Here is a 23,623-nt window from a genome sequence, read left to right as displayed (position 1 = left end):
GACTACCGCTATGACCGCTACCGCGACTTCCCTGCCCGCCGCCACGCGCGGCGACCGTCTGGCGCGCGCCGGCCGACTGCTTGGCCTGGCCGTGCTGGCCCTGCTGGTGCTGGCCGGCCTGATCGGCCCGTACCTGATCCCGCACGACCCCTATTCGCAAGACCTGCTGGCGCGTCTGCAAGAGCCCGTGTGGGCTGAAGGCGGTGACTGGAACCACATCCTGGGCACCGACCAGCTGGGCCGCGACGTGTTGGCGCGCGCGCTGTACGGCGTGCGGGTGTCGGCGCTGATCGGCATGTCGGTCGCGCTGATGGGCGGGCTGATCGGCACCACCCTTGGGGTGGTCGCCGGCTACTTCGGCGGCGCCGTGGACCGCGCCGTGTCCTTCCTGATTACCGCCCGCCTGGCGCTGCCCATCATCCTGGTGGCGCTGGCCGTGGTGTCGGTGGTGGGCGCATCGCTGACCGTGGTGGTGCTGGTGCTGGGCCTGCTGCTGTGGGAACGCTACGCCCTGGTGGCGCGCACCATGGCCGCCGGCCTGCGCAACGCCGAATTCGTCACCGCGTCGCGGCTGCAAGGTTGCACGCCTCTACAAATCATCTGGCGCGACATTCTGCCGAACCTGGTGGGCAACCTGCTCATCATCGGCACGGTGGATGCGGCCATGGCCATCACGCTGGAAGCGTCGTTGTCATTCCTGGGGCTGGGCGTGCCCGCGCCGATGCCGTCGCTGGGCCTGATGATTGCCGAGGGCAAGGAAAACATGTTGTTCCAGCCGTCGCTGGTGGTCATCCCCAGCATCGTGCTGTTCGTGCTGGTGCTGTGCGTGAACCGCGCGGGCGAAACGCTGCGCGCCATCCAGATGAAAAAGGGCTGAGGCCATGACCGCGACGTCCCACCCCCTGCTGCGGGTTGAAAACCTGCATATCGACATCCACACCGCCACGCACACCAAGCACGTCGTACGCGCGGTGGACTTCACGCTGGAACGCGGCAAGACGCTGTGCATCGTCGGCGAATCGGGCTGCGGCAAATCGTTGACGGCGTTGGCGCTGCTGGACCTGCTGCCCGCCGCCGCGCGCCGCCGCATGACGCGCTTGGAGTTCGCCGGGCAAGACCTGTCCACGCTGACGCCGCGCCAGCTGGCCGAACTGCGCGGCGCGCGCATCGCCATGATCTTTCAGGATCCGATGACGTCGCTGAACCCGGTGTTTCAGATTGGCACGCAGCTGATCGACGTGATGCGCCGGCACAAGCGCGTCAGCCGCCGCCAGGCCGCCGAGCGCGCGCAATACCTGCTGCGCCGGGTCGGCATCACCAACCCCGAAGAACGCATGCGCCAGTATCCGTTTGAGCTGTCGGGCGGGCTGCGCCAGCGCGTGATGATCGCCATGGCGCTGATGTGCGGCCCGGAATTGCTGATTGCCGACGAGCCCACCACCGCGCTGGACGTCACCGTGCAGGCCGAATTGCTGGACCTGCTGCGCGACATCCAGGCCGAGTTCGGCCTGGGCATGGTGTTCATCTCGCATGACATGGGGCTGGTGGCGCGCATCGCCGACCACGTCATCGTCATGTACGCGGGCGACATCGTCGAAGGCGGCAGCGTGGCCGAGGTGCTGGCGGACCCGCGCCATCCCTACACCACCATGCTGTTGAACTGCATCCCTCAACCCGGCCGCACCGCGCCGCATACCGACTTGCCGACCATCGCCGGGGCCGTGCCGTCGCTGGACACCGCCATCCGGGGCTGCGCGTTTCGGGATCGTTGCCCGGTGGCCGAACCGCGTTGCGCGCAGCCGATCGCCCCGCGCGTGCAGGGCGAACACCGCTGCCTGTGCGTCAAACCCGGCGCGCTGCGCGCAGGAGCCCTGGCATGAATACTTCCATGAACAAGGCCACCGCCATGCCGTCGGCCACCCCGCCCACCAGCGCGCCCACCGCCCCGCCAAGCACCGCGCCCGGCAGCATCCGCCTGGACGCGCTGTCGTTCCAATACGGCCGCGCCAGCCTGTTCTCGCGCCGCCCCGCGCCGCGCATCCTGCATGACATCGACCTGCATGTGCCCGCCGGCCAGACCATCGGCCTGGTCGGTGAATCCGGTAGCGGCAAGTCCACCATCGCCAAACTGATGCTGGGCCTGTTGGCGCCCACCCAAGGGCAGGCGTTGCTGGACGGAAAGCCGCTGACCGCCATGCCCGCCCGCGCTCGCGCACGCCGCATCCAGATGGTGTTCCAGGACCCCTATTCGTCGCTGAACCCGCGCCGCACCATCAACGAAATCCTGACCGCGCCGTTGCGCGTGCATGGCATCGGCAACGCCGCGTCGCAGACGGCGGCCGTGCGCCGCATGATGGACGCCGTGGGGCTGGTGCCCGCGTTTGCCGGCCGCTACCCGCGTGAACTGTCGGGCGGCCAGCGCCAGCGCGTGGCGATTGCCCGCGCGCTGATGCTGGAACCCCAGCTGCTGATTTGCGATGAGCCCACTTCCGCGCTGGACGTTTCCGTGCAGGCGCAGATCCTGAACCTGCTGATGGAACTGCAACGCGAACGCGGCCTGGGCTATCTGTTCATCAGCCACAACCTGGCGGTGGTGCAGCACATTGCGGATGAGATCGTCGTGCTGCAAGGCGGCCGCGTGGTCGAGCGCGGCGCGGCGGACCAGGTTTACTTTGCACCCAAGCACCCGTACACCCGGCAACTGATCGGCGCGACGCTGGCCGTGCCCGAAGCGCGGGAGCTGGCGGCATGAACGCACACGCGACCGCAGTGACGACCAGCCAGGTGACGACCAGCCCTGTCGTGACCAGCCCCGCGACAACGCCCCTGGCCGCCACACCCGGCAGCGCGCCGATGCCAGCCGCGCAACCGCCTGCCCCCGCCCCGCATTACCTGCTGGTCGGCAACGACGAGAAAGTCACCTGGGACGACGGCCGGATCCGCTTCCTGGCGCCCGGCCGCGACTCGCTCAGCATCTTCGACGCCGCCGCCAACCCCGCCGCGCCCGCCTTGGTGGCCACCCTGCCGCTACCCAATTCGCTGTTCGGTCCGCCCGTCAATCTGGCCGTCACGCCGGACCAGCGCCTGGCCTTGATCGCCGATTCCATGGCGTGGCCCGAACGCGCCGACAGCAAGGGCTGGCAGCCCACCCCGGGCCGTGCCCTGTATGTGGTGGACCTGACCGCCACGCCGCCGGCCATCGTGCAGACACTGCAAGTGGGCTTGCAACCGTCCGGCCTGTCGATCAACCGCGCGGGCACGATGGCCCTCGTCGCCAACAAGGCCGGCTGCTCGGTATCCGTGCTGACCATCCGTGATGGCCGCGTGACCGTCTGCGGGGAAATCGACCTGGGCACGCCCGTGGTCGCCGTGTCGTTCTCGGCCGATGGCCGCCGCGCCTACGTCGTGAAGACCGATACGCACCGGCTGGCCGTGCTGCACGTCGACGACACCGGCCCCACGCCCCGCGTCACGCACGATCCGTCCGAAGACCTGACCACCGGGCTGGTGCCGTTCAACCTGGTCGTGTCGCCCGATGGCGCGCTGGCCTTGGTGGTGGACATGGGCAGCCCCACGGCGTCCGACGGCCATGCCGATTCCATCAGCGTGGTGGATTTGCAAAGCGATCCGCCACGCGTCGTCGACCGCGTCATGGTGGAAGACGGCCCCGAAGGCATCGCCATCAGCCCCGATGGCCGCCACGCCGCCGTGGCCATTGTGCAAGGCTCCAACAACCCGTCGTCCGACTGGTTCCACCACCCGCACGGCCAGATCGTGCTGTTGCACATCGACGGCCTGCGCGTCACCCGCGCGGCCGCCATCGATGTCGGCGCCTTGCCCGAAGGCATCGCCTTCAGCCCCGACAGCCGCTACCTGTATGTCGGCAATTTTCTGGACGCAACCTTGCAGGTGCTGGCCGTGGGAGACAACGGCCTGACCGATACCGGTACGTGTATCCCCCTGCCCGGCCACCCCGCATCCATGCGGGCGCAATCCTACTGAGCGGGGCCGCACCCCGCCGCCTGTTGAACCCACCACCCCTACTTCTCTCTTGCATCTGGAGTTACTTCATGACCCACGCTCCCCAAACGTTTCGCGCCCTGATCGGCGGCGCTCTGCTTGCCGTGGCCGGCTTTGCGCCGCTGTCCGCCCATGCCCTGGACATCAAGCTGGGCCACGTGCTGGCTCCCAGCCACAGCTGGAACAAGGCGGCCGAGGGTTTTGCCGCCGAGGTCAAGGAAAAGACCGCCGGCCGCGTCAACTTCGTGCTGTTCCCCAGCGGCCAGCTGGGCAACGAAAAGACCATGCTGGAAGGCTTGCAGATCGGTAGCCAGGGCGCCGCCATCATCGGCTCGGGTTCGTTGCAACCGATTGAACCGAAGTTCGGCGTGGTGGAACTGCCGTACACGTGGTCGTCGTCGCAGCAAGCCTACAAGGCCTACGACGGCGAGCTTGGCGAGGCGCTGGCCAAGCTGGCCGACAAGAAGAACCTGACCATCATCTCGTGGTGGGAAAACGGCTTTCGCCACGTGACCAACAATCGCGGCCCCGTGAACAAGCCCGCCGACCTGACCGGCCTGAAAACCCGCGTCACGCCCGACAAGATGCGCCTGGACACCTTTACCGCGCTGGGCGCCAACCCGGCCCCGCTGGCCTTTGGCGAGCTGTACTCGGCGTTGCAGCAAAAGGTGTTCGACGCGCAAGAGAACCCCTTGTCCATCATCTACACGTCGTCGTTCTTCGAAGTGCAGAAGTACCTGTCGCTGACGGGTCACGTGTGGGGCCCGGCCAACCTGATCATTTCCAAGCCGGTCTGGAACCGCATTTCCGCCGATGACAAGAAGGTGGTGCAGGCCGCCGCCGACAAGTGGCGCGACGCCCAGCGCAAGATGATCACCGACGGCGACCAGCAGTTCGTGGCCCAGCTCAAAGAAAAAGGCATGCAGGTCAACGAGGTCGACAAGGCCACCTTTGCCGCCGCCGTGCAGCCCGTGTGGAAGACCTACTCGGTCACCTACGGCCCCGAACTGATGGCGATTGTGCAGAAGTACCGCGAGGCCCAGTAATGCTCAACCGACTGTCCGCCATCCTGTCGGGCATCAGCAAGGCCTTTGCCGCCCTGGCGGTGGCCTTGCTGGCGATCCTGATCTCTTACGTGGTGTTCTCGCGCTTTGTCACGCACACCACGCCGCACTGGGCCGAGGAATTGCCGCGCCTGGTGCTGGTGTGGTCGGCCTTCATCGGCGGCGTGGCGTGCAGCTACGAACGCTCTCACCTGATGGCCGGCCTGCTGCCTTTCGTGGTGCGCAGCCCGCGCGTGCTCAATGCCTTCGAGCGGCTGAACCAGCTGCTGGTCATCGTGGGCCTGGCGGCGCTGGGCTACGCGGGCTGGCAACTGGCCGAACTCACGGGCGACCAGACGCTGCCCGCGCTGGACGTGTCCGCCGGCACGGTCTACCTGGCGTTGCCGTTTGCGTGCGCGGTCACCATCGTCGTCCATCTGGCGCAGCTGTTCGCGCCCACCCCCGCCACGGCAAAGGAATAACAAGATGTCTTCGGGTGCTCTCTTCCTGATGGGCGTGTTTACGATCACCGTGTTGATCGACATGCCTATTGCATTCGGCCTGGTGCTGTCGTGCCTGGCCTATCTGGCCGTGTATGACTCGGCGCCCATGATGGTGGCGGCGCAGCAGTACGTGGTGGGGCTGGACAGCTTCACCCTGCTGGCGATTCCGCTGTTCATCCTGGCCGCGCAGCTGATGAACGGCGCCGGCCTGACGCAGCGCATCGTGCGCCTGTGCGCCGCCATCGTCGGCGACATCAAGGGCGGCCTGGCGGTCGTGGCCGTGCTGGCCTGCCTGATGTTCGGCGCGCTGTCCGGCTCGGGCGTGGCCGACGTGGTCGCCATCGGCAGCCTGTTGTTGCCCGCCATGGCGCGCAGCGGTTACGACAAGGGCTTTTCCTGCGCGCTGGTGGGCAGCGCGGGCGCCACGTCCACCATCATCCCGCCCAGCATCGTGCTGATCGTCTACGGCACCATCACCGATACGTCGGTGGGCAAGCTGTTCGTGGCCGGCATCATCCCGGGCATCCTGCTGGGCCTGTCCTTGATCGGCGTGGCCATCTGGCAGTCGCGCAAGCACAACTGGGCGGGCGGCCAGCCGTTTTCCTGGGGCGAACTGCGCGCCGCGGCCATCGATGCGCTGCCCGCGCTGATGGTGCCGGTGCTGATCATCGGCGGCATCCGCTTCGGCATCTTCACCGCCACCGAAGCCGCCTCCAGCGCGATTGTCTACGCCCTGTTGATCGGCTTTTTCTGGTACCGCACGCTTAGCCTGAAATCCTTGTGGGACAACCTGAAGTCCACCGGCGAAAGCAGCGCGTCCATCCTGCTTATCATCGGCGCGTCCGGCCTGTTTGCCTGGGTGCTGGTGGCCGAACAGGTGCCGCAAGCCTTATCCACCCTGCTGGTGGAATGGACCGACAGCAAGACGGCCGTGCTGCTGGTGCTGACGGTGGTATTGCTGCTGCTGGGCACCTTCATGGAGGCCATCCCCGTCATCATCATCGTGGCCCCCGTGGTGATGCCGGTGCTGGCACACTACAACATCGACCCGGTGCATTTCGGCATTCTGCTGTCCATCAACATGGCCATCGGCGCCAACACGCCCCCGGTCGGGGTAGACCTGATGGCCGCCTGCAAGATCGGCGGCATCAACATGATGCAAACGCTGCGCCCGCTGTCCTGGATGATGCTGGCCATGACCAGCGTGATGTTGCTGCTGACGTTTGTTCCTGAACTGGTGCTGTTCCTGCCGAGGCACGTGCAATGACCACCCACTCCTATCTACGCCGCCCCGCCGCGCTGCGCCGCAGCTGGATGTTCGTACCCGGCATGGACGCCGCCGCGCAGGCCGCGGGCCTGGCCAGCGGCACGGACGCGCTGGTGGCCGACCTGGAAGAATTCACCGCGGCGGTGGAACGGCCCGCCGCCCGGCCACGCATTGCGGCCTTGTTTGCCACGTGCCGCGCGCAGGGCGTCGTGGCGGCCGTGCGCATCAACAAGCTGGAAGACGACGGGCTGGCCGACCTGCGCGGCGTGATGCCGGGCGCACCCGATGCGGTGTTCCTGCCGCACGCCGAAAGCGCCGCGCAGATCGTTGCGCTGGATCAGGCCATCACGGCGCTGGAAGCCGAACTGGGCTTGCCCGCCGGCAGTACCGAGATCGTGCCCACGCTGGAATCGGCGCTGGGGCTGGTGCGGGCCTACGACATCCTGACCGCCAGCCCGCGCGTGTCCGCGTGCCTGCTGGCCGCCGAAGACCTGACGGCCAGCCTGGGCGCCGAGCGCGGCAAGGACGGCATTGAACTGCACGCCGTGCGCGCCCGCTTTCTGGTGGACTGCACCGCCGCCGGCTGCGTGCCGATCGACTGCCCGTTCAATTACCGCGACCTGCCCGCCCTGGAAGCGGACCTGCGTTGGGCCCGCCGCCTGGGCCTGAAATCCAAATGCGCCACGGTGGCCGAACAGGTGCCCCTGATCCACCAGGTGTTCACTCCGGCCCCGCCAGATGTGGACACCGCGCGCGACTGCGTGGCGCGCTTCGAGGCGCAACGCGCCGGCCGCCACGACGCCGAACGCATCGACCCGCCCACCTACAACACCGCGCGCCGCCTGTTGGCGCGCCACGACCAATTCGAACGATGGGCCGCCGAGCGCCGCGCGCAGGCCGTGCCACAACAAGGAGACCTTGCATGACGTCATCCGCACTTCCCGAACGCAACGGCGGCCAGATCCTGATGCAGCAGTTGCGCATCCATGGCGCGCGCCGCGTGTTCATGATTCCCGGCGAAAGCTACCTGCCGTGCATCGACGCGCTGAACGAACACACCGACGCCATCGAACCCGTGGTCTGCCGCCAGGAAAGCGGCGCGGCCTACATGGCCGAGGCCTATGGCAAGCTGACGGGCGAACCCGGCATCTGCTTCGTCACGCGCGGCCCGGGCGCCACCAACGCCAGCATCGGCGTGCACACCGCCTACCAGGACTCCACGCCGATGATCCTGTTCGTGGGCCAGGTCGGCAACGACTTCATGGAACGCGAAGCCTTCCAGGAAATCGATTACCGCCGCATGTTCGGGCAAATGGCCAAGTGGGTGGCGCAGATCGATCGCACCGACCGCATCCCCGAGTTCATTTCGCGCGCCTTCGCCGTCGCCACCAGCGGCCGGCCCGGCCCCGTGGTGCTGGCGCTGCCAGAAGACACGTTGTGGGGCACGGCCCGCGTGGCGGACCTGCCGCGCTACCCGCGCGTGCACAGCCACCCGGGCGCCGCCGATCTGACGCGCATGACCGAATTGCTGAACGCCGCCGAACGCCCCTTCCTGCTGCTGGGCGGCAATGGCTGGCACCAGACCGCCATCGACCAGGTTGCCGGTTTTGCCGAACGCTTCGAGCTGCCCGTGGGCACCGCGTGGCGCCGCCTGGAATGTTTTGACCAGCGCCATCCCAACGCCGCCGGCCACGTCGGCTGGGCGATGACGCCGGAACTGCGCCAGCGCGTCAAGGACGCCGACCTGGTGCTGGCCGTGGGCACGCGCCTGGGCGAAGCCACGACCGAAGGCTATACCGTCATCGAAAGCCCGCTGCCGCGCCAGAAGCTGATCCACGTCTACCCGGACGCCGCCGAGCTGGGTCGCGTGTTTTCACCCACGCAGGCCATCGTGGCCGACGTGGCCAGCTTTGCCGCCAGCGTGGCGGACCTGGCGCCCGGCCATGCCACGCCGCGTGGCGAGGCCGTGCGTATCGCGCATCAGCAACTGGTGGACAGCCTGACCCCGCTGCCCGCGCCCGGCCCGATGAGCCTGGACGCGGCGGCCGCCTACGTGGACGCGCACGTGCCGCCCAACGCCTGCATCACCGTGGGCGCGGGCAACTACGCGCTGTATCCGCACCGCTATCGCCGCTACACCGGCCCGGGCACCAGCCTGACGCCCACCGTCGGGTCGATGGGCTACGGCCTGCCCGCCGCCATTTCGGCCAAGCTGCAAGACCGTGCCCGCACCGTGGTGTGCTACGCGGGCGACGGCTGCTTTCAGATGAACATGCAGGAACTGGGCGTGGCCTTGCAGTACAAGCTGGGCGTGGTCGTGCTGGTGTTCAACAACAGTATCTGGGGCACCATCCGCGCCCACCAGGAACGCGAGTTCCCCGCCCGCACGATTGCGCTGGGCTTTGAAAACCCCGACTTTACGCAGATCATCCGGGGCTACGGCGGTTATGGTGAAGCCGTGGAAACCACGGAAGATTTCGGACCCGCGTTTGAACGCGCGCTGGCCTTTGCCGATAAGGAAAGCCTGCCCGCGCTGCTGGAAATCCGCTACGACGCCAACGGCATCGCCCCGGGCGAAACGCTGATGGGCATCCGCCAAGCCGCGCAAGCCCGCATCGCGCGCGGCAACGGCAACCCGAACTCCGCCAACAATGGCCATTGACAGGACGTGAACCCATGACAAGCACGATTTCGATCAACGGACAGCGGCTGTGGCAGTCGCTGATGGACCTGGCGCGGATCGGCGCCACCCCCAAGGGCGGCAACTGCCGGCTGGCGCTGACCGCGCTGGACGGCCAGGGCCGGGACCTGGTCACCGGCTGGATGCGCGAGGCCGGCATGACGCTGCGCGTGGACCAGGTGGGCAACATATTTGCCCGCCGCGCCGGCCGCAACAACGACCTGCCGCCCGTCATGACCGGCAGCCACATCGACACGCAGCCCACCGGTGGCAAGTTCGACGGCTGCTACGGCGTGCTGGCCGGGCTGGAAGTCATGCGCAGCCTGAACGACCACGGCGTCGTCACCGAGGCGCCGCTGGAAGTGGCCATCTGGACCAACGAAGAAGGCTCGCGCTTTTTGCCCGTGATGATGGGCTCCGGCGTATTCGCCGGCAAATTCCCGCTGGAAGTGGCGCTGGCCGCGCGCGACCACGACGGCAAGTCGGTGGCCGACGAACTGGCCGCCATCGGCTACGCGGGCGCGGACCCCGTGGGCGGGCGGCCGGTGGGCGCGTACTTCGAGGCGCACATCGAACAAGGCCCCATCCTGGAACATGAAGACAAAGTGGTCGGCGTGGTGACCGGGTCGCTGGGCGTGCGCTGGTACGACGTGGTGATCACCGGCATGGAGATGCATGCCGGCCCGACCCCCATGCCCATCCGCCGCGACGCGCTGTACGCCGCCACGTTCCTGTTGCAGGCGGTGATCGGCATCGCCAACGACAACCAACCGCATGGGCGCGGCACGGTGGGCGAAATCCATGCGCATCCGGGCTCGCGCAATGTCATCCCCGGTCAGGTCCGCTTCACCGTGGACCTGCGCCATGAAGACGAAGCCACGCTGACGCAGATGGACGCGCGCTGGCTGGCCGCGTGCACCGACGTAGCCGAACGCCACGGCGTCACCGTTGACGTCAAGCAGGTGCAGTACTTCCCGCCCACCCCGTTCGACCCGGACCTGGTGGCAAAGGTGCGCGACGGCGCCACGCGCCGTGGCCTGGCCGCCATGGACATCGTGACGGGCGCCGGCCACGACGCCGTCTACATGGCCAGCGTCACGCCCACCGCCATGATCTTCGTGCCCTGCAAGGATGGCGTGAGCCACAACGAGATCGAAGACGCCAAGCCCGCCGACCTGGAAGCGGGCTGCAACGTGCTGCTGGACGCGATGGTTGCGCGCGCCAACGCGCACAGCGATACGCCCGCCGCCTCCCCCCCCCATCCCGCCTTCATTCCGGAGAACCCGCATGAGCCAACACGACCGCGCCTATTGGCATGACCGCGCCGCCACGCTGCGCATCGACGGCCGCGCCTACATCGACGGCGCCTACTGCGACGCCGCCGACGGCGCTACGTTCGCCGCCTCCAGCCCCATCGACGGCCGCCGGCTGGCCGACGTAGCCGCTTGCGGCCAGGCCGATGTAGACCGCGCCGTGGCCGCCGCGCGCCGCGCGTTCGAAGCCGGCGTCTGGAGCCAGCTGGCCCCGCGCCAACGCAAGGAACGCCTGCTGCGCCTGGCCCGCCTGATCGACGAACACACCGAAGAACTGGCGCTGCTGGAAACGCTGGACATGGGCAAGCCCATCCGCGACGCGCTGGCTTTCGATGTGCCGGAGACCGCGCGCTGCTACGCCTGGTACGCCGAAGCCATCGACAAGATCTACGACGAGATCGCCCCGACCGGCCCGGACGCGCTGGCCACCATCACGCGCGAAGCGCTGGGCGTGGTCGCCGCCGTGGTGCCGTGGAACTACCCGCTGATGATGGCCGCCTGGAAAGTGGCGCCCGCGCTGGCGGCGGGCAACAGCGTCATCCTGAAGCCGGCCGAGCAGGCCTCGCTGTCGGCCATCCGGCTGGCGGCGTTGGCGGAACAAGCCGGCATTCCCGCCGGCGTCTTCAACGTGGTGCCGGGCCTTGGCGCGGTGGCCGGGCAGGCGCTGGGCCGCCACCCCGACGTGGACTGCGTAGCGTTCACCGGGTCCACCGCCACGGGCAAGCGCTTCATGAGCTATGCGGGCGAATCGAACTTGAAGCGGGTGTGGCTCGAATGTGGCGGCAAGTCGCCCCACATCGTGTTTGACGACTGCCCCGACCTGGACCGCGCCGCGCAAGCCGCCGCGCTGGCCATCTTCTCGAACCAGGGCGAAGTGTGCATCGCCGGGTCGCGCCTGTACGTGCAGGACGGCATTTACGACGCCTTCATGGAAAAAGTCGCGGCGGTGGCGGCCACGTTGCAGCCGGGCGACCCGCTGGACCCGGCCACCGCCATGGGCGCGATGGTGGACGAACGCCAGATGCAGGGCGTGCTGGACCGCATTGCCGCCGGCCAGTCCGAAGGCGCAACGTTGCGCATCGGCGGCAAGCAGGCGCGCAGCGACACGGGCGGCTACTACATCGAACCCACCATTTTCGATTGCGCGCACCAGGATTCCGCCTTGGTCCGCGAAGAAATCTTTGGCCCGGTGCTGGCCGCGCAACGTTTCGGCTCCGAAGACGAAGCCATTGCGCTGGCCAACGACTCGGTCTACGGACTGGGCGCGGGCCTGTGGACGGCCAACCTGTCGCGCGCGCATCGCCTGTCGCGCCGCCTGCGCGCGGGTCTGGTCTGGGTCAACTGCTACGCCGATGGCGACATCACGGTGCCGTTCGGCGGCGTCAAGCAATCGGGGTCGGGCCGGGATAAGTCCCTGCACGCGCTCGACAAATATTCGGACTTGAAGACGACCTGGATCAGCCTGACGGTGTGACTGGCGTGGCGGGGCCGGCCGAATGGAGCCGCGGGCGCTCAGACGCCCCCGCCGGCCCCACCCGCCGCCCCACCCGTCGCCACACAGCAGGCCGTCAGCACCCCTTCGGCCACCCACGCGTAGCGCACGCTTACCGCCTGCCCGGCCCGCCAAGCGACGTCATCCCAATCGCGGGTCAGGGTCAGCGTCACTTCGGCCCTGATTGCGCTGATTGCCGTCAATTCGGCGGCATCGAAATCCTGGAACCTGCGCAGGCGCGGATACAGCGCCTTGTACAGCGCTTCCTTGGCGGAAAACAATAAGGTCAGCGCATGGGGGCGATCCCACTGCGCCGCCATGCGGGCAAGTTCGCGCTCGGTCGCCACCAGCGGCTGCACGTCAGCCACGGTTTGCGGGGCGATCAGATCCTGCAAGTCCAGCCCCAGCGCCTGGCACCGCGCTTCCGAAGCGACCGCCGCAACCGCCCACGCCCCGCTATGGCTGATGCTGCCCAACCACCCCGCCGGCCACACCGGCAACCGCTCGTGCACGGGCAACACCGGCCCGCGAACCGTCGCCGCTGTGTCCTTCGCCCCCGCGTCCTTCGCCCCCGCTTCCTTCTCCCCCGCCTCCTTCGCTCTCGCCTCCTTCGCCCTCGCCTCTAGTAATGCCCGCCACGCACACACCCGACCCGCCACGAACTCGGCGCGCCGCCCGGGGCTCATCGCCCCGGTTGCCTGGCGCCACGCCAAGGCTTCATCGCCCACGGCGGCAAGCAGGTGCTCCGCCGCCTGGGCAACGGGCATGGACGCCATGCACACCCAGTCGGGCAGGCGTAGCGCTTGGTGCAGTCCGGTCACGGGGCGTCATCCACCCCGCCATACAGGGCGGGCAGCAAGATCGGCAAGGCGGCACCTTTCCGCAAACGGCCATGCGAGGTTTCCACCTGCACGACCGCGCTGATCTTGGCTTTCATTGAGTCCAGAGCCAGCAGGGGGGCCATGTTTTTTGCCGGTTGAGTTGCCGCTTCATTTGTGTGTTGATTTGCCGCTTATTTTCCGCGCCCCCCGCCTTCTCACCCCGCCGAAGCGCCTTTCACCACCCGGTGCACGAACTGAAGCTTGCCGATCACGTCGGCGGGCAGGACGAAGGGGTAGAAGTCGCGTTGGCCCATGCTGCGGGCCAGCTCGTTCAGGACGCCGGTCAGGGCGACCCAGGCGTTGACCAGGTCCAGGAACGCTTGGCCGTCGGGGTCTTCCGGGTCGTACAGGGCTTCTTTGGTGAAGGGTTCGTAGGATTGTTCGACGGCGGTGCGCGTAACGCCGAAGCTGATGGCGGTATCCAGCGTGTCCATCATGTGCAGGTAATGCGCCCAGGTTTCGGCCCAGTCTTCCCATGGGTGGCACGACGCGTAGGTGCTGATGTAGTGCAGTTCCCAATCGGCGGGCGGGCCTTGTTCGTAGTTGCGTTGCAGGGCCTCGCCGTAGTCGGCGCGTTCGTCGCCGAAAACCTGCCGGAACGGTTCCAGCCAGGGGCCGGGTGCAATCAGCTGGTCCCAGTAGTAATGGCCGATCTCGTGGCGAAAATGGCCCAGCAGCGTGCGGTACGGCTCGTGCATGTCTTCACGCACCTTCACCCGGTAGGCGTCGTCGGCCTCGCGGATGTTGATGGTGATGAGCCCCTGCGCGTGGCCCGTCAGCAAGGGCGTGCCGTCATCGACGGGCGCCAGCAGGTCGAACGCCAGGCCGCCGTCGTCAGGCGCCACAGAGCGCCGGATGGGCAAACCCAGCGTCATCACCTGGGCGATCATCTGGCGCTTGGCGGCTTCCACCTTGAACCACAGCGGGCCGTTCTCCGGTACGGAAAGATCGGGGATGGTGCGGTTCAGGTTACAGGCCAGGCACAGCGTGTCTGGCGACTGCGCGGGCACCAGCCAGTTGCACAGCGCCGGCAGGCTGAAGTTGCCGCAGCGCTTGTACGTCTTGCCGCGCACCTTGCCCGATTCGCGCAGGATGCCGCCGGGGGCATCGTCCAGCGCGATCACGTGGCCGCGCTTCGGGTCAAAACCCAATTGCCGGTGGCAGTTCAGGCATTCGGTATTGCTGAAGAAAACGGGCTGTCCGCACACGCACTGAAAAGCCTTCGCGCGCGCATGCCGCACGCGCTGGCGTTTCGGGGCGCGCAGTTGGCGGTTGATCGCGTCGAAGAAATAGCTCATGCATCAGTCCCTGTCGGAAACTCGTCTATGGGCGCGACGGTTACGCGCACATTCAATTCATGGCCGCCGCCCCGGATCACGCCGCGCAACGGCGTAACGTCGCCATAGTCGCGGCCATACGCCAGCGCCACATGCGCCGTGCCCGGCACCACGTCGTTGGTGGGATCCAGATCGATCCAACCCCCATTGATGTCCACCCCCGCGCAGTGCACCGACACCCAGGCGTGCGAGGCGTCGGCGCCGATCAGGCGCGGTTTGCCGGGCGGCGGTTGCGACATCAGGTAGCCACTGACGTAGCGCGCCGGCAAGGCCAGGGCGCGCAGGCAGCCGATCATCACGTGCGCAAAATCCTGGCAGACGCCGATACGTTCCTGGAACGCGTCAAGTACCGGCGTGGACACCTGGGTGTGCGCGGGCCGGTAGGTGAAATCCGCGTGGATACGGTGCATTAGCTCCATCGCCGCCTCGGCCACGGGGCGACCCGGGGTGAACGACAGCAAGCCGTATGCCCGAAGCTCGGCATGCAGCGGAACATAGGGAGAAGCGAAGGTGAATTCGACTTCGGGCGCGTAGGGCAAGGCCGGGTCGTAGCGCAGGCGCTGCGCCGCGGCTTCCCACGGCAAACCCTGTGTTTCGTCCAGCGCATCAAAGCGCGGATGGACGGTGACGCGGCTGGTGGCGCGCACCGTCAGTGCCTCGTGCGGCGCGTACAGCGCAAAGGTGCAGCGCGTGTTGCCAAAGCCGTCCACGGCCTCGGTGATGCCGGGCGGCACGGGAGTCACCTCCAGCGCGTAGGCCTCAAGCACCTGCCACGCGTCGTGTAACGGGCGCAGATAACCCAGATGGTGGGCCAGTTCCACCGGCGAATCGTAGCGATACGCGGTTTCGTGATCGACGATCAGCGTCACCCCATTCATGTCGGCATGCCTCGGAAGTTACGCGGTAAGCGTTTGGTCATGGCCGGCCGCATGGCTGAAATATCGCAGGCTGATCTCGTTGGACAAGCTGCTGGCGGCCAGTTCCAGCTGCGTGCACAACGTCAGCACGCCCGCGTACAGGCCCTGGGTCTGTAGGCAAAGGTCCGCCAACGATACGCCCACCCCTTCCGACGGCAGCAGGTTCACCAGGTCCTTGCCCGGCCCCGCGACGGTATCGGGCAGCCGCGCCAGCTCTTTGCGCAGCACGCTCAGCACACAGGCCAGTGAACGCGGGTTGGCGGGCTCTTGCACCAGCAGGTTCAGCAGCGCGGGCACTTCCTGGCGCCCCGGGTAATAGGCGCGATACGTGATCTTGCTGTCAAACAGGTCCAGCAGCATGTTGAAGCCGCTATCGCCCAGCACCGCGTTGCGGCGGAACAGCTCGCCCAGCAGACCGGCCATGGCGGCCAGACGTTCGATCTGCCGGCCGATGGTCAACAGGCGCCAGCCGTCGTCGCGCGTCATGCGGTCGGTTTGCGAGCCGGTGATGGCCGACAGCTGCATGCCCAGGCTGCGCAGGCCGCGCAGGACGTCCGGCGCGGAAATGGACGCGGAAATGGACGCAGAGATGGACGGAGAAACGGGGGCAGAAACGGACGCAGAAACGGGGGCAGAAACGGCGGCAGAAAGCGGCGCGGCGGTATCGCGCCCCCTGCCCGCCGACGCCATGCGCATGAACCATTCATGCGCCGTCACCACCAGCCGCCAATGCTCGGGCGACAGGCGGTCACGGATCTGGCCGGCGGCAAACGCCAGCGCGCCCAGGTTGCGCGCCACCCCGCCTTGCGCCTCGTCGCTGACCAGTTGGGCCACCAGCGTCGACTCGAACATGCGTGCCGACAAGGTGGGCGCGGCAGGCACCAGCCCGCTGCGCCGGCACAGCGTGTCGACGGCAGCAAACAGTTCGCCGGCATTGTCTTCATCGCTGTTCAGCCAGGTCAGCGCCACCGTGGCCAGGCGTACATCGTTTTCCGCGCGTTCGGTGTAGCGCCCCATCCAGAACAGGTTTTCGGCGGCGCGGCTGGACACGGGACGATGCGCGGGGGCGATGTCTTCCAGCCGCAGCTGCACGGGCAGCATTGAAAACGTGTCCACCGCGCCGCGCGTGGTCACCCACGTGTCCATGCTGCTGCCGCCGCGCTGCATCGACACAATCTGCTGTTCGCGGCTGGCGATGCGCGTCAGGCCGCCCGGCAGGACGTTCCAGCCGCCCTCGCCATCGGCGATGACGAAGACGCGCAGCATCGCCGCGCGCGGCACGATGTGGCCCGAACTCCAGCTGGGCGCCTGCGACAGGGGCAGATATTCCTGGACGGTGTAGGCGTCGGGGTTGTCGGCGATGCGCGCATGCAGCGCGGCGGTGTCGGACGGCGGCACGGCGCGCCCGATGACCGGCTCGAAACCGCCCCGCATATTGCTGGGGTAGGTGGATTTGATGACCATGCCCGGCAGGTTCGCCAACGCCTGTTCGCGCGCGGCGGCCTCGCCGCACCACCACGAAGGCAGCGACGGCAACAGCAGATCGGCATCGAACAGGCGGCGGCTGATGGCGGGCAAAAAGCCGTTGATCGCGGGCGACTCCAGGAAGCTCGCGCCCAGCGAATTGGCCACCAGCACGTTGCCGGCGCGCATCACCTGCAACAGCCCCGGCACGCCCAGCGTGGAATCGGAACGCAGCTCAAGCGGGTCGCAAAAATCGTCGTCCAGGCGGCGCAGCACCGCGTGCACGCGTTCCAGCCCGTGCAGCGTTTTCAAGTAAAGCATCTTGTCGCGCACGACAAGGTCGCCGCCTTCGACCAGCGTCACGCCCAGATAGCGCGCCAGGTAGGTCTGTTCGAAATAAGTTTCGTTGTACGGCCCCGGGGTCAGCAGCACGATGCGCGGCGGCGTGTGCGCGGGCAGCCCGCCGGGGCTCAGCTTGTACAGCATGTCCATCAGCCGCCGGTAGCTGGTGGCCAGATGCTGCACGCGCAACTGCTTGAACGCCTCGGGAAACATGCCCGAAATGGTCAGCCGGTTTTCCAGCAGATAGCCCAGCCCGGATGGCGCTTGTGTACGTTGCGACACCACCCACCAGCCGCCATCGCTGGCGCGCGCCAGGTCGAACGCGGCAATGTGCAGATACGTGCCGCCCGGCGGCTGGTAGCCGCGCAAGGGCCGCAGATAACCGGGATGGCCGAACACCAGCGCGGGCGGAATCAGCTTGTCGGCCAGCAGGGTTTGCGGGCCGTAGACATCGGCCAGCACGCGGTTCAACAGGCTGGCGCGCTGGCACACCCCCTGTTCGATGGCCGCCCAGTCGGTGTCGTTGATGACAAAGGGCAGCAGGTCCAGCGACCATGGCCGCGCCGACCCGTTGGCTTCGGCGTAGATGTTGTAGGTGATGCCGTTTTCGCGGATTTGCCGCGCCACCCCGTCCACGCGCCGGTCCAGGTCGGCAAAGCCGCTGGTGCCCAGGAGCTCGAAGAATTGGGGCCACGGGTCGCGCAGCTGCGTCGCGCCCGACGCATCGGGCGGCGCGCGCAGTTCGTCATAGTGCCCAGGCCGCGCGGGCAGCGCCGCATGAACCGCCAGGGATGCGACATCCTGCGACGGATCGGTCTGAAAAAGAAATTGCGGCATGGGGCTTCAAGAGGCGACGGGGGCGCCGGGGTTCAAATTCCAACAAGGGGTCAATCGTGCCTTAAATCCAGCGAGAACGGAAATTCACGGCCCACTTGCGCCGGCGCCACGTCCATGCGGCCCGGCGTGTGCCCGATTTTCTCGAACCGGGCCAGGCGCCGGCTCTCGGCCTCGTAGGAATTGACCGGGAACGATTCCGGATTCAGCCCGCCCGGATGCGCGACATGATATTTGCAGCCCCCCAATGAGCGTTGATTCCAGGTGTCGACAATGTCCACCGTCAAGGGCACATGCACCGGTATCGTCGGGTGCAGCGCCGACGGCGGCGACCAGGCCTTGTAGCGCACCCCCGCCACGTACTCGCCTACCCGGCCGGTCGGCTGCAAGGGCAGCGCGCGGCCATTGACCGTGACAACATAGCGGTTGTCGTTCAAGCCCGATACCCGGATTTCCACCCGTTCCAACGACGAATCCACGTAACGCACCGTGCCCGCGGACGAGCCCTCTTCGCCCATTACGTGCCAGGGTTCCAGCGCGCCGCGCAGTTCCAGATGGATGCCGCGCGCCGCCACGTCCCCGAACAGCGGGAAGCGGAACTCGAAATGCGGCGCGAACCAGGCAGGGTCAAAGCCGTACCCCGCCTCGTTAAGATCCGCCAGCACGTCCTCGAAATCCATCTTCACAAAGGTGGGCAGCAGGAAGCGGTCATGCAGCTCGGTGCCCCAGCGCGTCAGGCGCGCGGTATAGGGCGTTTTCCAGAAATGCGCCACCAGGCCGCGCAGCAGCAGCTGCTGGGCCAGGCTCATGCGCGCATGCGGCGGCATTTCAAAGGCGCGCAGTTCCAGCAGGCCCAGGCGGCCGGTGGCGCTGTCGGGCGAATACAGCTTGTCGATGCAGAATTCCGATCGGTGGGTATTGCCGGTCACGTCGACCAGGATATTGCGCAGCGCGCGGTCGATCATCCAGGGCGGCACCTGCTCGCCCTGTTCGGCGCAGCGCCGGTGGATTTCCTGAAACGCCAGCTCCAGCTCGTAAACCTGGTCGTTGCGCGCCTCGTCGATGCGCGGCGCCTGGCTGGTGGGGCCGATGAACAGCCCGGAAAACAAGTACGACAAAGACGGATGGTTGACCCAGTACGCCAACAGGCTGGCCAGCACGTCGGGGCGGCGCAGAAAGGGGCTATCGGCCGGCGTGGCGCCGCCCAGCACGAAGTGGTTGCCGCCGCCGGTGCCGGTGTGGCGGCCGTCGGCCATGAATTTTTCGGTGGACAGCCGGGTCTCGAAGGCGGTTTCGTACAGGAATTCCGTATGGTCTACCAGTTCGGCCCAATTGGCGGCCGGGTGGATGTTGACTTCGATGACGCCGGGGTCGGGCGTCACCGCCAGCACCTTCAGGCGGGGATCGCGCGGCGGCGGGTAGCCTTCCAGCACAATCTTCACGCCCAGATCGCGCGCCGTGCCTTCCACCTGCGCCACCAGCGCCAGGTAATCTTCCAGGCGCGGCAAGGGCGGCATGAACACATACAGGATGCCGTTGCGCGTTTCCACGCACATTGCGGTGCGGGTCAGGTTGGCGGCGGATTCGAACTTGGCGGGCGGGTGGACGTCCGGCGTAGTGGATGCCCCCATACGCCGGCTCTGCGCCAGCAGCTGCGACGGCCCGGGCAGCGAACGACGCGCATCGAAGGGGTCGCGCTCGGTCAGCACCGGCGCATCGGCCTCGGCCGCCCAGGGCAGCGAATCCAGCGGCAGGCGCAGGCCCATCGGCGAATCGCCGGGAAACAGGTACATGCGTTCGTCGCGCAAGAACCAGGGGCCGGACACCCATGGCCCGCCCTCGCCCGCCTGGATCGGCAACGCATAGCCGACGATGCTGTCCAGCTTCTGCTCGAACACGCGGCGCAGGCGCGCGCGTTCCATTTCATCGTCCAGCCGGGAATCGAACGGGTCCACGTTGGCCGGCAGCCGGCGTTCGCGCCACAGGTAATAGAAGACGTCTTCATACCCCGGCACGACGTGGCGCGCGTCCACCTCAAGCCGCTCGCACAGCCGCATGACGAAGCGCTTGGCGTCCGCCACCGTGTACGCGCTGCGTTGGCGTTCGTCGGCGAACAGCGTGGGGTCATCCCAGCATGGCTGGCCATCGGCGCGCCAATAGATCGATAGCGCCCAGCGCGGCAATTGTTCGCCCGGATACCACTTGCCCTGCCCCAGGTGCACAAAGCCGTTGCCGCCGTAGCGCGTGCGCAGGCGGTTCAAGAGTTCCAGCGCATAGCCGCGCTTGGTGGGGCCCAGCGCGGCGGTATTCCATTCCGCGCCTTCGCGGTCGGACACCGAAACGAAGGTGGGCTCGCCCCCCATCGTCAGGCGCACGTCCATGTGGTCCAGCCGGTCATCGATCTTGTCGCCCAGGTCCAGGATGGCGCGCCACTGCTCGTCGCTATACGGCTTGGTGACGCGCGGCGATTCGAACACCCGCGTGACCGACATGGTGTGCGTGAATTCCACCTCGGCCTCGTCGACCGCGCCCGTCACCGGCGCGGCGCTGCCGGGTTCGGGCGTGGCGGCCAGCGGAATATGGCCTTCGCCCGCCAGCAGGCCGGACGTGGGGTCCAGCCCGATCCAGCCGGCGCCCGGCAGATAGACTTCGCACCACGCGTGCAGATCCGTAAAGTCGGTTTGCGCGCCGCTGGGGCCGTCCAGCGCGCGCACGTCGGGCTTGAGCTGGATCAGGTAGCCCGACACGAAACGCGCCGCCAACCCCAGGTGGCGCAGCGCCTGCACCAGCAGCCAACCCGAATCGCGGCACGATCCCGCCGCCCGCGCCAGCGTTTCTTCCGGCGTCTGCACGCCGGGCTCCATGCGGATCAGGTAGCTGATTTCTTTGTGCACCTGCTGGTTCAACCCCACCAGGAAATCCACGGTGCGCTGCGGCCGCTTGTCCACGCGCGACAAGAATTCCGCGAACCGGGGCGTGGCCTCGTCGCGGATCAGGTATGGCGCCAGTTCGCGCGCCAGCCCGTCGTCGTAGGTAAAGGGGAATTCCTCGGCGTCGGGTTCCAGAAAGAAGTCAAAGGGGTTGTAGACCGCCATTTCGGCGACCAGGTCCACGGTGATCTTGAATTCGCGCGTTTTGTTCGGAAAATTCAGCCGCGCCAGGTAGTTGGCGAACGGGTCCTGCTGCCAGTTCAGGAAGTGCTCGGCCGGCTCCACCGTCAGCGAGTACGAGAGGATGGGTGTGCGGCTGTGCGGCGCGGGCCGCAGGCGCAGCACCTGGGCGGAAAGGCTGACCAGACGGTCATAGTTGTATTGCGTGACGTGCTTGAGCGCTACGTGGATCGTCAAAGCCTTCTCCGGGTCGGCGGTGGCCGTCTTGGATTATGGGGGCGCGGGGAGCAAACGCGGGGGCGCAAAGGGAAGATCAAAGGAATCAGTGGCTTGATTGCACCTGCACTTGTACCGATACGTCCATCGACAGCGTGGCCGCCGCGCCGTGCAGCCAGCGCACGGGCGAGGCAGATTCGTAGTCGCGGCCAACGGCCAGGCGGCAATGGCCGTCGGAAGCAAACGCGGCGTGGCTCACGTCCACGCTGACCCAGCCGTGCCCGGCCAGCCAGACATCGGCCCACCCGTGGCTGGCGGCGTCGTCGCCGGCTTCGTGCCAATAGCCGCTGACAAAGCGGCCCGGCGTGCCCAGGGCACGCACGCACGCCAACAGCAGATGGGTCTGGTCCTGGCTGCCGCCGCGCCGCGCGGCCAGCACTTGCGGGGCGGTCATGGCGGGGCCGCCCAGCCCAGGTTGAACCGCCACGTGTTCGCGGATGGCGGCGCTAAGCATCAGCACGTCGTCCGCGCTGTGCACGCCGCGCGGCACCACACGCCGGCAGAACGCGCGGATGGAATCGTCGCATTGGGTCAGCGCGGTAGGCACGCCATAGATGTAGACGGGCAGGCGTTCGTCTTCATCGCCCACGCGGCCCTGCGCCAGCGGATGGATGTCGACCTGCCCCACCGCATGGATCTCGATTTCGCTATGGGTGCGGTGCAGCGTCAGGGTGTGCGTGACGTTGCCATACGCGTCCACCTGGGGCTGAATTTCGCCCGGGGTCTGGATCTGCCATCGCAAGGCATGTTGATGGTCGTCGCGCCGGGGCGTCAGCCGCAGCGTCTGGATGGTGTAGTTGACCGGGGCGGCATAGCGGTAGCGGGTCACGTGCTTGATGAGATGCTTCATGAAAATCTCCACACTGCGGTCACGCTGGTCACGTCTGGGCGGCGCACCCTGCCCGTTCGCTATTTACCGGCGGGGCACGACGGTCGATAGTAGCAACAAGCCAATGAAATAAATCAGCAATACGCAAGCGTTGAACAGGTCATGCGCATGCCCTGTGCGTGCGATGAAAAAGCAATGCAAAAACAATGAAAAAGCCATAACCATGCAATGACCAAGCAACATGTGTGCCAGCGGGAAAGCCCCGTTCCGCGCGCCCGCGCAGCGCCCCGACGCCCTTGAAACCCACCCCCGCGCGCGGCGCCGGCGCACGCTTTGACGCGCGGCCATGCCCGATATCCGGCGCCAGGCACCAAACCGGTGCGATGGCCGCAAAGCCGCCGCGCGACTTTTTTACAAGCCATTGCAAAATTGTTCCGCGCACAACAGGGCTCTCGCACCGGGGCGCGGGAAGTCGGGAAGTCGGGAAGTCGGAACGCCGGGACGCCGGGACGCCGGGACGCCGGAACGCCGGAACGCCGCACCGCAGGGCCGTGGGCAGCCACAATCTTCAAAGCGCCGGACAATCGTTCAATACATCGCTACGTAACGCAGGCACATTGCGGGGGTTTCCAAACGGCATCCCAAGGAGCCACACCATGTCCGTTACCGCCTTCGCCAAACCCGGCGCCAAGCTGTTGTCCCCGCAGGACCACACGCTGATCATGATCGACTTCCAGTCGCAGATGGCGTTCGCCACCCATTCCATCGACGCCATCACGCTGCGCAACAACGCCGCGCTGGTCGCGCACGCCGCCGCCGGTTTCAAGGCGTCCACCATCCTGACCACCGTTGCCGAAAAAAGCTTTTCGGGCCCGATGTTCGACGAAGTCACCGCGCCCTTCCCCGGCCAGGCCCTGCTGGACCGCACGTCCATGAACACCTGGGAAGACGCCGCCGTCATCAAGCAGGTCAACGAAATCGGCAAGAAGCGCATCGTGCTGGCCGGCTTGTGGACCAGCGTGTGCATCGTCGGCCCGGCCCTGTCGGCGCTGGACCAGGGCTTTGAAGTCTATGTCATCACCGACGCTTGCGGCGACGTGTCCGTGGAAGCGCACAACCGCGCTATCGAACGCATCGTGCAAGCCGGCGGCCAGCCGATCACCGCGCTGCAATACCTCTTGGAAATGCAGCGTGACTGGGCGCGCACCGACAGCTACGAAATGACCACCGGCATCGCCAAGAAGTTTGGCGGCGCCTATGGCCTGGGCATCATCTACGCCAAGTCCATGTTCAACGCGCACGAAGCCTGATAGGA

At 67.2% G+C, this 23,623-nt stretch carries 18 protein-coding genes and 1 pseudogene; 12 read left to right on the top strand and 7 right to left on the bottom strand.

Annotated elements, in window-relative coordinates; all coding sequences use genetic code 11:
* Positions 1-10 precede the first annotated feature (10 nt).
* From AC0Z35_RS07715 to AC0Z35_RS07665, 11 genes and pseudogenes are all read left to right on the top strand, one after another.
* On the top strand, positions 11-877 hold the full coding sequence (locus AC0Z35_RS07715; protein ID WP_485133308.1) for an ABC transporter permease: 867 nt from the start codon (positions 11-13) through the stop codon (positions 875-877).
* 4 nt (positions 878-881) lie between these two features.
* Positions 882-1,880 carry an ABC transporter ATP-binding protein gene (locus AC0Z35_RS07710; RefSeq protein ID WP_219992561.1) on the top strand — a complete coding sequence of 333 codons (999 nt, stop codon included), beginning with the start codon at positions 882-884 and terminating at the stop codon, positions 1,878-1,880.
* Positions 1,881-1,906: 26 nt separating this feature from the next.
* Positions 1,907-2,752 (top strand): ATP-binding cassette domain-containing protein, encoded by an 846-nt coding sequence (locus AC0Z35_RS07705; RefSeq protein WP_485132123.1) that lies wholly within the window; start codon positions 1,907-1,909, stop codon positions 2,750-2,752.
* Positions 2,749-4,002: a YncE family protein gene (locus tag AC0Z35_RS07700; protein WP_485131686.1), complete on the top strand. Its 1,254-nt coding sequence runs from the start codon at positions 2,749-2,751 to the stop codon at positions 4,000-4,002. Before AC0Z35_RS07705 ends, AC0Z35_RS07700 begins: the two co-directional genes overlap by 4 nt.
* A gap of 68 nt (positions 4,003-4,070) precedes the next feature.
* Positions 4,071-5,066 carry a TRAP transporter substrate-binding protein gene (locus tag AC0Z35_RS07695; RefSeq protein ID WP_485131685.1) on the top strand — a complete coding sequence of 332 codons (996 nt, stop codon included), beginning with the start codon at positions 4,071-4,073 and terminating at the stop codon, positions 5,064-5,066.
* Positions 5,066-5,545 carry a TRAP transporter small permease gene (locus tag AC0Z35_RS07690; protein ID WP_046807327.1) on the top strand — a complete coding sequence of 160 codons (480 nt, stop codon included), beginning with the start codon at positions 5,066-5,068 and terminating at the stop codon, positions 5,543-5,545. Before AC0Z35_RS07695 ends, AC0Z35_RS07690 begins: the two co-directional genes overlap by 1 nt.
* A gap of 4 nt (positions 5,546-5,549) precedes the next feature.
* Positions 5,550-6,833 carry a TRAP transporter large permease gene (locus tag AC0Z35_RS07685; RefSeq protein ID WP_319308486.1) on the top strand — a complete coding sequence of 428 codons (1,284 nt, stop codon included), beginning with the start codon at positions 5,550-5,552 and terminating at the stop codon, positions 6,831-6,833.
* Complete coding sequence (locus AC0Z35_RS07680) at positions 6,830-7,759, top strand: HpcH/HpaI aldolase/citrate lyase family protein (RefSeq protein WP_485131684.1); 930 nt, start codon at positions 6,830-6,832, stop codon at positions 7,757-7,759. The genes AC0Z35_RS07685 and AC0Z35_RS07680 overlap by 4 nt, the downstream gene beginning before the upstream one ends.
* On the top strand, positions 7,756-9,495 hold the full coding sequence (locus AC0Z35_RS07675) for a thiamine pyrophosphate-binding protein (RefSeq protein WP_485131683.1): 1,740 nt from the start codon (positions 7,756-7,758) through the stop codon (positions 9,493-9,495). Before AC0Z35_RS07680 ends, AC0Z35_RS07675 begins: the two co-directional genes overlap by 4 nt.
* A 14-nt stretch (positions 9,496-9,509) precedes the next feature.
* Positions 9,510-10,742: pseudogene (locus tag AC0Z35_RS07670) on the top strand (Zn-dependent hydrolase); the annotation flags it as partial.
* A gap of 58 nt (positions 10,743-10,800) precedes the next feature.
* The gene (locus AC0Z35_RS07665) at positions 10,801-12,300 is read left to right on the top strand and encodes an aldehyde dehydrogenase (protein ID WP_104145768.1); all 1,500 of its coding nucleotides are present in this window, start codon (positions 10,801-10,803) and stop codon (positions 12,298-12,300) included.
* A gap of 38 nt (positions 12,301-12,338) precedes the next feature.
* Here the strand turns inward: AC0Z35_RS07665 and AC0Z35_RS07660 are convergent, their stop codons facing one another.
* The 7 genes from AC0Z35_RS07660 to AC0Z35_RS07630 all read right to left on the bottom strand — a co-directional run bounded on the left by AC0Z35_RS07660 (position 12,339) and on the right by AC0Z35_RS07630 (position 22,329).
* On the bottom strand, positions 12,339-13,139 hold the full coding sequence (locus tag AC0Z35_RS07660) for a 4'-phosphopantetheinyl transferase family protein (RefSeq protein WP_485131682.1): 801 nt from the start codon (positions 13,137-13,139) through the stop codon (positions 12,339-12,341).
* Positions 13,136-13,282 (bottom strand): hypothetical protein, encoded by a 147-nt coding sequence (locus tag AC0Z35_RS07655; protein ID WP_485131681.1) that lies wholly within the window; start codon positions 13,280-13,282, stop codon positions 13,136-13,138. The genes AC0Z35_RS07660 and AC0Z35_RS07655 overlap by 4 nt, the downstream gene beginning before the upstream one ends.
* Before the next feature lie 72 nt (positions 13,283-13,354).
* Positions 13,355-14,497: a zinc-binding metallopeptidase family protein gene (locus AC0Z35_RS07650; RefSeq protein WP_046807077.1), complete on the bottom strand. Its 1,143-nt coding sequence runs from the start codon at positions 14,495-14,497 to the stop codon at positions 13,355-13,357.
* Positions 14,494-15,414 carry a transglutaminase family protein gene (locus AC0Z35_RS07645; RefSeq protein ID WP_485131680.1) on the bottom strand — a complete coding sequence of 307 codons (921 nt, stop codon included), beginning with the start codon at positions 15,412-15,414 and terminating at the stop codon, positions 14,494-14,496. The genes AC0Z35_RS07650 and AC0Z35_RS07645 overlap by 4 nt, the downstream gene beginning before the upstream one ends.
* 18 nt (positions 15,415-15,432) lie before the next feature.
* Positions 15,433-18,096, bottom strand: a complete 2,664-nt coding sequence (locus AC0Z35_RS07640) for a circularly permuted type 2 ATP-grasp protein (RefSeq protein ID WP_485131679.1) — start codon at positions 18,094-18,096, stop codon at positions 15,433-15,435.
* A gap of 50 nt (positions 18,097-18,146) precedes the next feature.
* Positions 18,147-21,440, bottom strand: a complete 3,294-nt coding sequence (locus AC0Z35_RS07635) for a transglutaminase family protein (protein WP_485131678.1) — start codon at positions 21,438-21,440, stop codon at positions 18,147-18,149.
* Between the two features lie 85 nt (positions 21,441-21,525).
* The gene (locus tag AC0Z35_RS07630) at positions 21,526-22,329 is read right to left on the bottom strand and encodes a transglutaminase family protein (RefSeq protein ID WP_046807073.1); all 804 of its coding nucleotides are present in this window, start codon (positions 22,327-22,329) and stop codon (positions 21,526-21,528) included.
* Between the two features lie 635 nt (positions 22,330-22,964).
* On the opposite strand from AC0Z35_RS07630, the gene AC0Z35_RS07625 reads away from it, so the two are divergent.
* Positions 22,965-23,618 carry a hydrolase gene (locus AC0Z35_RS07625; RefSeq protein ID WP_046807072.1) on the top strand — a complete coding sequence of 218 codons (654 nt, stop codon included), beginning with the start codon at positions 22,965-22,967 and terminating at the stop codon, positions 23,616-23,618.
* The last annotated feature ends 5 nt before the right edge of the window (positions 23,619-23,623 follow it).

Source organism: Achromobacter sp. 1L-A-4-B-C2 (genome assembly GCF_057291955.1).
This window is presented reverse-complemented; position numbering and strand designations above follow the sequence as displayed.